Consider the following 14655-nt stretch of genomic DNA (forward strand, 5'->3'; position numbering starts at 1 on the left):
TTTTTCTTTTTGTGTGATAATTAACAACATGAAACTCAATAGTTGTTAAAAACGGAACTAATTCATATTAGTTAACAAAAACTAAGTAATAATTCTTTATTTTTAATACCAGAAACCAAACCAACCTAAAAATGCGATTTTTAACCTTACTAGCCGTAGTACTACTTACGGTAGGAACTTCCTTTGAAACACAAGCACAAAACACGAATGAAGATTATTATAAAAATGTAGAATACCGATTGGTCGGACCATTTCGTGGTGGACGAAGCGCCGCAGTTACTGGTGTTCCAAACAAACCAAATCTTTTCTATTTTGGCGCTACTGGTGGTGGCGTTTGGAAAACAACCAATGGTGGACGAAACTGGGAAAATATCTCTGACGGATATTTTGGCGGAAGTGTAGGCTCTATAACGGTTTCCAACAGTGATCCAAATGTAATGTATGTCGGTGGTGGAGAAAAAACGGTTCGTGGAAATGTATCTTCTGGTTATGGCGTATGGAAAAGTGTTGATGCAGGAAAAACATGGATAGCTTCAGGTTTAAAAAATTCAAGACACATTCCAAGAATGGCAGTGCATCCTACAAACCCAGATATTGTATATGCTGGAGTCATGGGAAATCTCTATAAATCAACACAAGAAAGAGGCGTATATAAAAGTACAGACGGAGGAAAAACATGGCGAAAAACACTATTTGCTAACGCAGATGCTGGTGTAGTTGATTTACGCATCGATCCCACAAATCCACGAATTTTATATGCTTCTACATGGAAAATCCGCAGAACACCATACAGTTTAAGTTCAGGTGGCGACGGTTCGGCATTATGGAAAAGTACAGATAGTGGCGAAACGTGGACAGAAATCTCAAAACACAAAGGATTTCCAACAGGAACATTAGGAATTATTGGAGTTACAGTTTCTCCATTAAACAATCAACGTGTTTGGGCAATTGTAGAGAACAAAGAAAAAGGTGGTTTGTACCGAAGTGAAGATGGCGGAGAAACATGGAAGCAAGTAAATAGCGAACGTAAATTACGCCAACGCGCTTGGTATTACACACGTTTATATGCAGATACGGAAAATGTAGATGTAGTCTATGTATTAAATGTACGTTATCACAAAAGTACGGATGGAGGAAAAACATTTAGCACATACAATGCTCCACATGGAGATCATCACGATTTATGGATTGCTCCAGAAAACCCAAAACGTATGATCATTGGTGATGATGGTGGCGCGCAAGTTACGTATGATGGTGGCGAAACGTGGAGTACATATCACAATCAACCAACATCACAATTTTATAGAGTTACAACGGATAATAGCTTTCCATACAGAATCTATGTAGCACAACAAGATAATTCAACCATACGAATTCCGCACAGAACTGACGGACGTTCTATTTCGGATGAAGATTGGGAACGTACTGCTGGTGGCGAATCGGCTCATATTGCTGTCGATCCAAAAGATAACGATATTGTATATGGCGGAAGTTATGATGGTTTTCTAACAAGAAAAAATCACAAAACAGGAACGGTACGAGCTATTAATGTATGGCCAGACAATCCAATGGGACATGGTGCAGAAGGTATGAAATATCGTTTTCAGTGGAATTTCCCAATTATATTCTCAAAACACAATCCGAATAGATTATATACATTTTCAAATCGTGTACATGTGACGGAAAATGAAGGACAATCGTGGGATATTATCAGTCCAGATTTAACACGAAACGATCCTGAAAAACTAAAATCTTCTGGTGGGCCAATTACACAAGATAATACGTCTGTAGAATATTACTGTACGATATTTGCTGCGCAAGAATCGCCAGTAAAAGAAGGTGTTTTATGGGTTGGAAGTGATGATGGATTAATTCACATCACACAAGATGGTGGAAAAACTTGGAACAACGTTACGCCAAAAGGAATGCCTGAATGGATGATGATTAACAGTATTGAACCAAGTGCTTTTGATGCTGGAACCTGTTATGTAGCTGGAACGAAGTACAAAACAGGTGATTTTGCTCCGTATTTATACAAAACAACAGATTACGGAAAATCGTGGACGAAAATCACGAATGGAATCAACTCAGAACATTTTACAAGAGTATTGCGTGAAGATCCAAAACGTAAAGGATTATTATACGCTGGAACAGAAACAGGAATGTACATTTCGTTCAATGATGGAAAAAATTGGCAATCGTTTCAGTTGAATCTTCCAATCGTTCCAATTACTGATTTAACGATTAAAGACAATAATTTAATTGTAGCAACGCAAGGTAGAAGTTTATGGATGATTGATGATTTAACGGTAATTCATCAACAATACAATATCTCAAAAAATACAAACATTCTGTACACTCCAAAAGATACGTATAGAATGCGTGGTGGTTCACGAAAAGGAAGCAAAACGGAAGGTACAAATCATCCAAATGGTGTGATGACGTATTTCTATCTAAATGATTATGAATCAACAGATGAGGTTACATTAACGTACATGGAAGCAAATGGTGATGTCATTAAAAAGTTTAGCACAAAAAATAAAAAGAAAGACAAGTTAGAAGTTAAAGAAGGCGCAAATCAATTTGTGTGGAATATGACGTATAAAGGAACTGAAAAGCTAAAAGGAATGATTCTTTGGTGGGCAAGTCTCAATGGCCCAAAAGCGGTTCCAGGAACGTATAAAGTAAAATTATCGGTTACAAAAGGAGATTCAGATGCAGTTGAAATTACAAAACCATTTACAATTTTAGCAGATCCAAGAGCAGAAAGCACTTTGGTTGATATGCAAAAGCAGTTTGATTTTATCAAGGATGTAAACGCAACGATGGACAATGCACACAAATCGATCAAAAAAATTCGTAAGATTAACGCAAAATTGACTTCTTTTGCAACGCAATATAAAGATGATGAAAACGTGAAAGATTTGGTGGAAAAAGCCAAAGAATTAAAGAAAAAATTCACATCAATTGAAGAAGCGTTGTATCAAACTAAAAACCGAAGCGGACAAGATCCATTAAATTTCCCAATTCGTCTCACAAACAAATTAGGACACTTAAACTCTTTGGTTAGTATGGGCGATTTTGCACCAACAGAACAAGATATTGCTGTTAAGAACGAACTATCGCAACAAATTAATAAAGAATTAACTACATTTAATAACTTGGTTGATACTGAAATTAAGGCGTTTAACGATGCGTTTAATGCGAAAAAACTAAATTATCTATTTATAGAAGACTAAATGGAATACGACTATATAAAATCATTACACCTCATATTTGTAGTGACATGGTTTGCCGGATTATTTTACATTCCGCGGCTTTTTGTATATCAAATAGAAGCCTTTCACAAACCTTCTCCTGAAAAGGAAATTTTAGGGAAACAGCTAAAACTAATGGCAAAACGTTTATGGTATATCATTACATGGCCATCAGCCGTTTTAGCAACTATTTTTGCAATTTGGTTGCTAATTTTAAGACCAGTTTGGTTAGAGTTTGGTTGGATGCATGTAAAACTCGGATTTGTATTTTTACTATTTCTATATCAATTCAAAACACATCAAATGTTTAAGCAATTGCAACGAGATGAAGTAAATTATACTTCAAACTTTATGCGATTATGGAATGAAGGCGCTACATTTATCCTCTTTGCAGTTGTATTTTTAGTTATCTTAAAAAGCGCTATCAATTGGATTTTTGGTGTTATTGGAATTGTTGTATTAGGAATGTTACTAATGTTAGGATTTAAACTATACAAACGCATCCGCGAGAAAAACCCTGATGCTTAACTTGGCTTGATTATTGTGCGAAAGCAAGGAAGATAAACCCACATTCATGAAATTAGCAAGACTTTCATTACGTTCCAGAATATTTGCCTACTTGATTATTTTGATGCTTGTATCATCTATTTTAATTGCTTTAGTTACGTTAATTCAATATCGTGAACAAACAAAAGATTACCACAGAGCAAGGTTAGAACGTAAAGAAGAGCAAGTACGTAAAAATGTGAAGTATGTCATTAAAGAAACAACCTATGTTGTAAATGAAGAAAAATTACATCTCATTTTTAAAGATGCAATCTATAGAATAGCCGATATTCATAGTGTAGATTTCAACCTATATGATTTAAGCGGAACACTTATTAATACATCCGATACGTCTATTGGACAAGAAGAAGCACAAGAATGTTTATCTGTTGAAATTTTAAATAATATAAATGTACTTGCCGATAAACGTTATGTAGAAGATATTGATACGGAAAAAGGTCAATATAAATCTTCATATACAATTATTACAGATTCAAAAGCAAAACCATTAGGAATCTTAAACCTTCAGTATGAGCGTGATGATTCTTTCAGTACTAATGAACTGATAGAATTCTTTAGACGTTTAGGATATGCATACATTATAATGCTGTTAGTTGCCATTGTTTTTGCATATTTCATTTCAAGATATATAACACGTTCTTTAAAAAAGATTGGTGAAAAACTTGATCAAACCCGATTTAATAAACGGAATGAAAAAATTATTGTAGAAAATGCAGGAGAAGAAATCTACAACTTAATTGCCGCTTATAACGGTATGATTGATGAATTGGAAGAAAGTGCTGTAAAACTTGCCATGAGTGAACGTGAACAAGCTTGGCGCGAAATGGCAAAACAAGTAGCACACGAAATTAAAAATCCACTAACGCCAATGCGTTTAAGTGTGCAAAGTTTTCAACGAAAATTTGATCCGAATGATCCGAATATTTATCAAAAAGTAGACGAATACACAAAAACACTCATTCAACAGGTGGATACCATGAGTAGTATTGCCTCAGCATTTTCAAACTTTGCGAAAATGCCTGCGCAACAAAATGAAATGCTAAATGTGGTAGAAATAACACGTTTGGCAATGGATATCTTTAATGAAGATTACATTCATGTACACTTTGAACAAGAAGAAATTATCATAAAATTTGATCGTACACAACTCATTCGTGTGATTACGAATTTGGTTAAAAATGCCATTCAAGCAATTTCAAATGATCGTACACCATCAATTGATGTTCGTATATTTGAACAAAATGATAATGCAATGATTACGGTTGAAGACAATGGTATTGGAATTACTAAAGAAAATACTCCGAAGATATTTGAACCAAAATTCACCACAAAAACAAGCGGAATGGGACTTGGTTTAGGAATGGTGAAAAATATTGTGGAAACTTATGATGGAAGTATTACTTTTACATCAGAAGAAAATAAAGGAACAACATTTACTGTGAGAATTCCAAAAAACTAATCATCATGAACTACGAAAATATACTTGTACAACAAGAAAATGGAATCGCAACCATTACTATCAACCGTCCAAAAAAGCTAAACGCGTTAAACCGTGATACAATTCAAGAATTGCACGATGCTTTTGAAGCGTTAGATGCAACTGCTGAAGCAAAAGTAATTGTGCTAACAGGAAGTGGAGAAAAAGCATTTGTAGCTGGTGCAGATATTAGTGAATTTGCACACTTTTCAGTAGATGAAGGTGGAAAACTAGCTGCAAAAGGACAAGAATTACTTTTTGATTTTGTTCAAAATTTAGGAACGCCCGTAATTGCTGCCGTAAACGGATTTGCGCTTGGTGGCGGATTGGAATTGGCAATGGCTTCACACTTCAGAATTGCAAGTGATACTGCAAAAATGGGCTTACCAGAAGTTTCACTTGGAGTAATTCCAGGATATGGTGGAACACAACGTTTACCTCAATTAGTTGGTAAAGGAAAAGCCATGGAAATGATTATGACAGCAGGAATGATTGGTGCAGAAGAAGCACATCAATGCGGATTGGTAAATCATGTAACAACACAAGAAGAATTACTACCGTTAGCTTACAAACTCGCAAGTAAAATAATGCGAAACTCTTTAGTAGCAATTAGTGGAGCAATCAAAGCTGTAAATGCTAATTATTCAGATGGTGTAAACGGTTATGAAGCAGAAATTACTGAATTTGGAAACTGTTTTGGAACGGAAGATTTCAAAGAAGGAACAACAGCTTTCTTAGAAAAACGAAAAGCAGCATTTCCTGGGAAGTAATATTAAAAAATGACTTTTAATACCCGTATATACTCGTGATTTATAAACGATCAGTAGTGTTTTTTTGTTTTTCAAGCAATAATATGTTCCTTTGGTAATATATAAATGTCTGATTTTTATGATTTTCAGATACTTATTCTTTACTTACCAAAACAAATGCCATGAAAAAAATACTACTTACCAACATATTTTGTTTATTTCTATTTTATGTAAATGCACAATGTACTGTTGATCCATTTATTCAACAGAATTATGAAATTGATGCAAAAATCCTTGCTTTGCGAGAAATAAGAAGTGATGTAAATGACATTGATTACAATAATCCGTTTGTCCCTGAAGCAAGAGTAACTCCATATTTGGAACAGTTATCAGCTATTTACAATAATCCTCAAAACACTCCTGAAATAGACTCATTGTTTAATGAATTTCAGTTTAGAGTAAATCCGGTTTATAGTTATGCACAATATACAGAATACAAAAGCCTAGCTTTTTCGATAAATACGGCTACTTCTTGGGTACAAACATTTAAAGATACGGGTGTATCTGGAATTGCAGATTTAGACAACTTAATGAGTCAGTATCAACTAACCATAAGTAATTTTATAGATTTTAATAGCTCAGGAACTACAGCATTTATTTTGACTACAAGTTTCGATTTTTTAAATATTAGAGCTATTGTAAGTGATTTTGAAACTATTGCTGGCGTTAACTATGCAGAACCATATAATACGTACACCAATCCATTAGGTATTAATTACTCAGGTGTTCCTTATAATATTCTTATACCTATGCTTCCTGTTGGTACACAAAGTTATTCTGTAGCTGTTTGTGATATTAGAGTAAATGGAAATGGTATTTATGAATTTTGGCTTTATGGTGGTGATTGTTTTGCTGGTTGCCAAGCTTCTGAAGCTCGTTATATAACAATTTCTAGCGATTGTAGTACTGTGAATTTTTCACTAACACTATCGACTGAAGATGTTGAGTTGACGAATGTTGCTATATATCCGAATCCAACTTCCGATTTCTTGCAAGTTCAAGGAATTACATCTATTAAAGATGTAGAAATTTATTCTATTCAAGGAAAAAAAATAAGCATTCCTTTAGACAGTCCTACACGAATCAATGTACGTTCTTTACAAAGTGGAATTTACTTTTTGAAAGTGATGGACGATCAAAATCGTTCTGCCATTCGAAAATTTATTAAACAATAAATTATACGACATAAAATGAAAATCCTGCTTTTTATAAGCGGGATTTTTGTATTCCTGTAGTTGCACCTTAAAAAAGTCAATAATTGTTCAATTCACTTTCGTGAGAATTACTTTTGAAGAAAGAAATCACAAATTTGAATCATTCATCAAAAATAAAAGGAAGAGGCGCACAAAAAAACGTACACAATCGTTTTTTGCAAGATGCACATGAAACACGCGCTGATTTTTTAGAATACTGCCGAAAAGAAGGTGAAGATGCAGATAAAAACAAAACAACCTACATAAAAACATTCCCAAAAACGATTATAAACAAAGTCAAAAGCCCGGATGTAGGAATGGAGTATTCCTTAAATCCATATCAAGGTTGCGAACATGGTTGTATCTATTGTTATGCGCGTGTAACACATGAATATTGGGGATTTAGCGCAGGATTAGATTTTGAACGGAAAATATTAATCAAACGGAATGCAGCCGAACTTCTAGAAGAAAAAATAAAAAAGAAAAGTTGGAAAGCCTGTCCAATTATACTTTCAGGAAATACAGATTGTTATCAACCTGCGGAAAAAGAATTTGAAATTACAAGAAGTCTACTAAAAGTGTTTTTGAAATACAAACATCCAGTCGGAATCATTACTAAAAACGCATTAATTCTGCGTGATTTAGACATTTTAAAAGCATTAGCTGAAGATAACTTAGTAAGTGTAAACATTTCTATAACATCGTTGTCAGAAGAAACACGACGTGTGTTAGAACCGCGAACTGCTACAATAAAAAAACGTTTGGAAACAGTGAAAACACTTTCTGAAAACGGAATTCCGGTAAATGTAATGCTGGCGCCAATTATTCCATCAATAAACAGTCATGAAATACTGCCAATGGCAAAAAAAGTGTCAGAACTAGGTGCAAGTTCTATTGCGTTTACAATTGTAAGATTGAATGGCGCTATTGGCGAAATTTTCTCTGATTGGATTCATAAAACCATGCCCGACAAAGCCGAAAAAGTATTGCATCAAATTGAAAGTTGTCATGGAGGAACATTGAGCGATAGTCGTTATGGAAATCGAATGCGTGGTGAAGGAAAAATTGCAGAACAAATTAGAAACTTAATCAAGTTGGCGCGCTTGAAATATTTCAAAGACAAAAAGATGCCTAGGCTCAACAGAGCGCTTCATGAAAAATACAAAAATGGGCAATATTCACTGTTTTAATTACGCTTACGAAAAATGTACTACGCTTATTAACTATTTCAGATTTCACATGAATGAATACGATACATTTAAGTTGAATTGATCAAAAATGATGATTCAAAATATGTGTAATTAGAAATTAATACCAATGAAAAAAATATTTTTATGCATCATTACTTTAACAATTTTTGCCTGTACATGTGATGATGAAAATGTGCCAATACCAACTGAAAACGCCATACGTTTTAACCTCAATGGAGTCGATTATTCTTTGACTGAGTATACTGTAACGTTAGATTCAATAGATCCGAATCAACGAAGAATAGAAGCATTGTTTGACAACGATATGAAAACGCTTTTATTTTTTGTTTTAGTAGAAGAAACCAATCAAATAGGTGAATTTATTTTAATTGAAAATGACACACAGTATAGTTCTGATGTCAATTTTGGAGATAGAGAAACATCTATCACAACACATACAGATTCAAAAATGGAAGGAACTTTTAGAGTCACGACAGATGCTAATTTTGATAAGTCTGTATTTGTATTTACCAATGGAGTTATCAATATTAAGTACTAATATATCATAAAAAAAGCATAACAATCAGGAACGATTTGCTATGCTTTTACTTAGAAAGTTGGTTGATTTCTAAAATTTAAATTTTTCTGTAAATTCTCTTCCTTGTGTTGTAAATACAATTGTGTATTTCCCTTTTTTCTTTTTTGAAAGTTCATAGATTCGAGAGATAACCTTTGTGTTTTCAATGTCTTCAGAAAATAATAAATTAGCAGAATCTCCAAATATTTCTCTGTAATAGATTTCAACTTTCATAGGTTGTGTTTCTAGCGAAAGCCTTGAAACATATAGTTTATCATCTGCAACTCGTATGGTTGGTTTGTAGATGATTGTTTCCTTTTCTTTTTCAAATTTCACCTTATTTGCAATTACTGTAAAAGGAATATTTACAATTTTCACATCTTTATCTAATTCAAAATAGTAGTTTCCATCTGGTAAATTTGTTAAATCAAATCCTTTAGAATAACTACCATTTTGTGCAATTAATTCTCTGTAAAGGACTAAAAAATTAGTGTCCTTAATAATTAATTGATGTCCTTTTTTAACATTAGTTAATGTTAATACAGTACTACCTTTCTTCATGTTTAAAGAATAGTCACTGTTTGCGTAACTCGTTATACTAATGATCATCACTAGTATACATACAATGTTTTTAATGCTTTTTTTCATGACTTTTATTTTAAATAGTTCACATAGCAAAACTAAGCTTGATTTTGGTATTGGAAAACAGCTATTTTGACTAATTTGTGTATTATTTTAACCGTTAAATAATTGTAAACTTTTTTTTAAGTTAAAATAGTATATAATATGGGTAAGAAAACATACTTTTTTAAATCATATAAAAAGTAAATTTGTCATAAGTGATCTGAATTTATGAACAATAAACCTACATACGAAAAAATAACGCCCGAATTTGGGAATTCCATTTTGGTAGCACAGAATACAAAGAAGCGGAAGCGTGGACTGGCATTTTGGCATTTTCATCCAGAAGTAGAATTAGTCTATGTAAATAAAGGAAAAGGAAAATGTCATATAGGAAATCATTTATCTTACTTTAACAATAGTCAATTAATATTGATTGGATCAAATTTGCCGCATAATGGTTTTGCAGATCGATTGACATCTAAAGGAAAAGAAACATTAATTCAATTTAAAACTGATTTTTTAGGGAAAGAGTTTTACAATGTTTCTGAAATGCAAGATATTTCATTATTGTTAGAAAAGGCAAAAAGAGGAATTCGTTTTAAGCCAGAAACAAAGCGTATTGTAGGTCCAAAAATTGAAAAACTAGCTAAATGTAATGGCTTTAAAAGAATCATCAAATTATTGGAAATTCTTAATGTATTGGCTTTAGCTGAAGATTATGAATTGCTAAATGTTGACGGATTTGCTTTTGAAACACAACCACAAGACAGCGTAAAAATTGATACTATATTTAAGTATATTAATAATAATTTTCAAAGACATATATCACTAGATGAAATTGCAGAAGAAGTTAATATGACGGTTCCGGCTTTTTGTCGATATTTTAAAAAAGTAACAGGAAAGACATTTACAAAATTAGTGAATGAATATAGAGTAATACACGCTACAAAATTGCTCTTGGAAAGTCAAAGTAGTATTACAGATATTTGTTATGAAAGTGGATTCAATAATTTTTCACATTTCAATAAACTTTTCAAAGAAATTACTGGAAAAAGTGCTTCAAAATATAGAAGTGAAATGAAATTGATGATTCAGTAAAGGAGCTATTTTTAAATAAGAATAATCCTTTTTAAGAATCTAGAATTCCCCATTCCATTCACCATAAAATTGTTCTAAAAACTGTTCCATATACGCATGGCGTTTTGCTGCAATTCGTTTTCCAGTTTCTGTATTCATTTTATCTTTTAATAACAATAATTTTTCGTAGAAATGATTAATTGTTGGCGCTGTAGATTTTTTATATTCGGCTTTGGTCATGTTGAGGTTCACAGGAATTGCAGGATCGTATAATTTACGATCTTTAAATCCACCATAATTAAAACAACGTGCAATTCCAATGGCGCCAATTGCGTCCAAACGATCTGCATCTTGAATGACATCTAATTCAGGTGATTTGAATTTTTGATCAAAGTTGCCACCTTTAAAAGAAATATTAGAAATAATATTTTCTACATGAAGAATTACAGTTGGTGAAACCTGTACACTTTCTAAAAACTCGCGTGCTACTTTTGGTCCAATGGTTTCATCTCCATTGTGAAATTTTGCATCAGCAATATCATGTAACAACGCGCCCAAACTCACAATAAATGTATCTACATTTTCATTTTTTGCTATCAACAATGCATTTTTATACACACGTTCTATATGAAACCAATCGTGTCCGCCTTCCGCGTCAAGCAACGTTTCTTTTACGAAAGAAATTGTTTTCTCTATAATTTGGGTTTCTAGCATATTTAGTCTACAATGATATGATCTGTAATTACTTTTTCAATATGTTCAAGTAATTCTGCGCGTTTATTTCGTGGATAATCACTTAGTTGAATTGGCTCATGTGCATCTAATGTAATTTTTGAACCCAATCCATATGGAAATTTTCCATATTTGGTTGTTTTCCATGAATTATTGATGGTTACAGGAACAATTTGAGCATTCGGAATATATTTAAACAATACGTCTAATCCTTTTGTTTTAAACGGTCTTGGCACGCCATTTTTACTACGTGTTCCTTCAGGGAAAATAACAGCTGATTGTGTATTTTCATGAATTCGTTTTGCAAAATTGATGATTTCTGTAATCGCTTGTTTCGGATCATTTCTATCAATCAAAGCTGCACCACCATGACGTAAATTGAAAGATATACTTGGAATTCCTTTTCCGAGTTCTTTCTTGCTAATAAATTTTGGAAAATGCTTTTTAAACAACCAAATCATTGGAGAAATGTCATTCATACTTTGATGATTGGACACAATAATTAATGGTTGATCGGTATTTATTTTATGTTTATTTCTTAAAACATAACGTGTTCCTAAAATATTTTGGCAACGCATTAAGCTAAATTGCAGCATATTTACGCTCCAATTGTGCCATTTTTGCCCGCCTAATTTTAAACAAATCCATTGTATTCCGTGAAAAATCACTAATGATAACCCAAAAAACAATAGGTAAATGCTGGATATTATATACGATAAAAACTTCACTACTTTGCTACTTTATGATGTGGTAAAAGTATAAAACAAAACCACGCAAAAACGTGGTTTCATCTTATTTTTTTCGGTAAGAATATATTAGCAATTTTCGTTGTAAGCATCTTTTAGGTTCTCAGCAATCATTTCAGCTGGTCTACCTTCAATATGATGACGCTCTAACATATGTACTAATTGTCCATCTTTAAACAATGCCATGCTTGGAGAAGAAGGAGGAAAAGGAATCATATAACTTCTCGCTTTATCTGTAGCTTCTCTGTCAACTCCTGCAAAAACAGTGACTAAGTTGTCTGGTTTTTTATCATTATCTAAAGACATTCTTGCTCCAGGTCTTGCATTGGCTGCTGCACAACCACAAACAGAATTTACAACTACTAATGTTGTTCCTTCTTTCGCAATAGCAGTATCAACCGCTTCAACCGTATGTAATTCTTCAAAACCAACAACAGTTAAATCTGCTCTCATCGGTTTTACCAATTCTGGTGGATACATAATCTTTTAAATTAATTTATTAATAATGCTGCAAAGATACGGATTATATCTTTTTGAATGTTCGCTTACAATGCGGATTTTGTTAAAGAAAATTTAAAATAGGCAGTTGATAAATATACTACTATTGTGATTAGGAGGTTTTTAGTAGCAATTTGTTAGTTTAATGGATTAAACTTGTTTTCAACTACCTATTTCTTTTTTAAAAAACGTTTCAATAACACGGTTATAAAAATTAAGAACAAACCATTAATAATTCCCAAAAACAAAATTTTCACAAATATTCCAAAGACACTAGAACTTAATATTCCAAAATTTGAAGCATTAGTACTAATAAGTATGTCTGAAAAGAAAATGCTTAAGATTGTTATAGAAAATAGATCTAGAATAAAAAGAACGACTGTAATGCTGATGAATATTGACTCTTTTTTAAAATATTTTTGCCTTTTAACTTCATTTTCTATTGCTACACTTTTTTTTAATTCTTCTTTTTTTTCTTCTATGATTGCCTTTTGTTTCTTTTTACTCATGCTTTTTTAAGTCTAGTAATACGTGTTAAGTAAAAAATTACGTCATACATGACGTAAAAGTAGAAAATATAAGTTGAATACGTCACATATGACGTAAATTATTGCGCTCTGAATTGAGAATTTTAACCTTTATGAGCGCATTAGAAAAAGAGGAGATGCTAAAAAGAATTGGTAAACGAATAAAAGACCTAAGAGTAGCAGCTGGATATAAAAGTCATGAACAATTCGCATTTGACAATAATATTCAGCCTAAACAAATGTGGCGTTTGGAATCTGGTTATGATTTTAAAGTTTCAAGTTTAATACGTATTACTAATATTCACAGCATCACATTAGAAGAATTTTTTAAAGATGTTGAATAGCTATTTAATCTTTTAATTTGTAACCTTCCTGACGGAAAATTTAATAAGAACCTAGACACCTACCTTTAAGATTGAAATTGATAAGAAACTGTCAATGCATACTGTGTACCATAGTTTTGACATTGAAAATACTATAATTTCGTCTTCACTTAATATTTTGATATTTTTTTCTTGGGAAAATGTATCTTTGGTAAAAACAAACAGAAACGAAACATATGAGTGGATTTGCAAGCTGGATTGGAGGCGCATTAGGTTGGACACTTGGAGGACCTATTGGTGCTGCTATTGGATTTGCTCTTGGAGCTGCAGTAGACAAAGCAACTTCAAAAGGATTATTACTAGAGCCGCCAAAACAAAAACGAGGAAGTCGTCAAACACGTCAAGATCCTGTATATGAAAAACGCAGACGAAGAAAACCTTCTCAAAAACGTGAACAAACAAAGCCAGGAGATTTTGAAGTAAGTTTATTAGTGCTTTCTGCTATTGTGATGAAAGCCGATGGCGAAGTTTCAGAATCTGAATTGAGTTATGTACGTAGTTATTTTGTGAAAATGTACGGAAAAGAACGTGCAAATCAAGCGTTTCAATTATTCAATGGTATATTAAGGAAGAAAGATATCTCTACACGTCAAATCTGTCAACAGATTCAATTGTACATGGATCATTCATCACGTTTGCAATTATTACACTTTTTATTTGGTGTAACAAAAGCAGATGGTCATGTAAGTGAAGAAGAAGTAGAGCTCATTGAAAAAATTGCAGGATATCTTTATATCAATAATCGTGATTTTGAATCGATCAAAGCCATGTTTTATAATGCAACAGACAGTGCGTATAAAATCTTAGAAATTGACAAATCAGTTTCGGATAATGAAGTGAAAAAAGCATACCGTAAAATGGTGAAAAAATATCATCCAGATAAAGTACAGCATTTAGGTGAAGAACACGTAAAAGGTGCAAAAGAGAAGTTTCAACAAGTTCAAAAAGCCTACGAACAATTGCAAAAAGAACGACGTTTTTAAAATATAAAAATATAG

The 14655-nt window shown here is 32.7% G+C and carries 15 protein-coding genes; 10 read left to right on the forward strand and 5 right to left on the reverse strand.

Features of this window, described 5'->3' with window-relative positions:
• The first annotated feature begins 131 nt into the window (after positions 1-131).
• The 7 genes from ACUUYC_RS08595 (at position 132) to ACUUYC_RS08625 (ending at position 9052) form a co-directional block, all read left to right on the forward strand.
• The gene (locus ACUUYC_RS08595; RefSeq protein ID WP_474265273.1) at positions 132-3239 is read left to right on the forward strand and encodes a VPS10 domain-containing protein; all 3108 of its coding nucleotides are present in this window, start codon (positions 132-134) and stop codon (positions 3237-3239) included.
• On the forward strand, positions 3240-3785 hold the full coding sequence (locus ACUUYC_RS08600) for a CopD family protein (RefSeq protein WP_474265274.1): 546 nt from the start codon (positions 3240-3242) through the stop codon (positions 3783-3785).
• 46 nt (positions 3786-3831) lie between these two features.
• On the forward strand, positions 3832-5283 hold the full coding sequence (locus ACUUYC_RS08605; protein ID WP_474265276.1) for a sensor histidine kinase: 1452 nt from the start codon (positions 3832-3834) through the stop codon (positions 5281-5283).
• A 5-nt stretch (positions 5284-5288) separates the two neighbouring features.
• A complete protein-coding gene (locus ACUUYC_RS08610) occupies positions 5289-6071 on the forward strand; it encodes an enoyl-CoA hydratase/isomerase family protein (protein WP_474265277.1) in 783 nt (260 codons plus the stop codon).
• Between the two features lie 161 nt (positions 6072-6232).
• The gene (locus ACUUYC_RS08615) at positions 6233-7285 is read left to right on the forward strand and encodes a T9SS type A sorting domain-containing protein (protein ID WP_474265278.1); all 1053 of its coding nucleotides are present in this window, start codon (positions 6233-6235) and stop codon (positions 7283-7285) included.
• A gap of 134 nt (positions 7286-7419) precedes the next feature.
• Positions 7420-8493, forward strand: a complete 1074-nt coding sequence (locus ACUUYC_RS08620; protein WP_474266367.1) for a PA0069 family radical SAM protein — start codon at positions 7420-7422, stop codon at positions 8491-8493.
• A 127-nt stretch (positions 8494-8620) separates the two neighbouring features.
• Entirely contained in the window at positions 8621-9052 is a 432-nt protein-coding gene (locus ACUUYC_RS08625) for a hypothetical protein (protein WP_474265280.1), read from the forward strand.
• A gap of 69 nt (positions 9053-9121) precedes the next feature.
• Here ACUUYC_RS08625 and ACUUYC_RS08630 read toward each other — a convergent pair whose 3' ends face one another.
• Positions 9122-9718, reverse strand: a complete 597-nt coding sequence (locus tag ACUUYC_RS08630; RefSeq protein ID WP_474265281.1) for a hypothetical protein — start codon at positions 9716-9718, stop codon at positions 9122-9124.
• A gap of 204 nt (positions 9719-9922) precedes the next feature.
• Between ACUUYC_RS08630 and ACUUYC_RS08635 the strand changes: the two genes are divergently transcribed.
• On the forward strand, positions 9923-10792 hold the full coding sequence (locus tag ACUUYC_RS08635) for an AraC family transcriptional regulator (protein WP_474265282.1): 870 nt from the start codon (positions 9923-9925) through the stop codon (positions 10790-10792).
• 39 nt (positions 10793-10831) lie between these two features.
• On the opposite strand, the gene ACUUYC_RS08640 is transcribed toward ACUUYC_RS08635, so the two are convergent.
• The 4 genes from ACUUYC_RS08640 to ACUUYC_RS08655 all read right to left on the reverse strand — a co-directional run bounded on the left by ACUUYC_RS08640 (position 10832) and on the right by ACUUYC_RS08655 (position 13256).
• Positions 10832-11485 (reverse strand): HD domain-containing protein, encoded by a 654-nt coding sequence (locus tag ACUUYC_RS08640; protein ID WP_474265283.1) that lies wholly within the window; start codon positions 11483-11485, stop codon positions 10832-10834.
• A gap of 2 nt (positions 11486-11487) precedes the next feature.
• Positions 11488-12192, reverse strand: a complete 705-nt coding sequence (locus tag ACUUYC_RS08645) for a lysophospholipid acyltransferase family protein (protein ID WP_474265284.1) — start codon at positions 12190-12192, stop codon at positions 11488-11490.
• 126 nt (positions 12193-12318) lie between these two features.
• Positions 12319-12729: a BrxA/BrxB family bacilliredoxin gene (locus ACUUYC_RS08650; RefSeq protein ID WP_474265286.1), complete on the reverse strand. Its 411-nt coding sequence runs from the start codon at positions 12727-12729 to the stop codon at positions 12319-12321.
• 188 nt (positions 12730-12917) lie between these two features.
• On the reverse strand, positions 12918-13256 hold the full coding sequence (locus tag ACUUYC_RS08655; protein ID WP_474265287.1) for a hypothetical protein: 339 nt from the start codon (positions 13254-13256) through the stop codon (positions 12918-12920).
• A gap of 131 nt (positions 13257-13387) precedes the next feature.
• Between ACUUYC_RS08655 and ACUUYC_RS08660 the strand changes: the two genes are divergently transcribed.
• The gene (locus tag ACUUYC_RS08660) at positions 13388-13618 is read left to right on the forward strand and encodes a helix-turn-helix domain-containing protein (protein WP_474265288.1); all 231 of its coding nucleotides are present in this window, start codon (positions 13388-13390) and stop codon (positions 13616-13618) included.
• A 215-nt stretch (positions 13619-13833) separates the two neighbouring features.
• A complete protein-coding gene (locus ACUUYC_RS08665) occupies positions 13834-14640 on the forward strand; it encodes a TerB family tellurite resistance protein (protein ID WP_474265289.1) in 807 nt (268 codons plus the stop codon).
• Positions 14641-14655 lie beyond the last annotated feature (15 nt).

This window comes from Kordia sp. E (genome assembly GCF_056033805.1).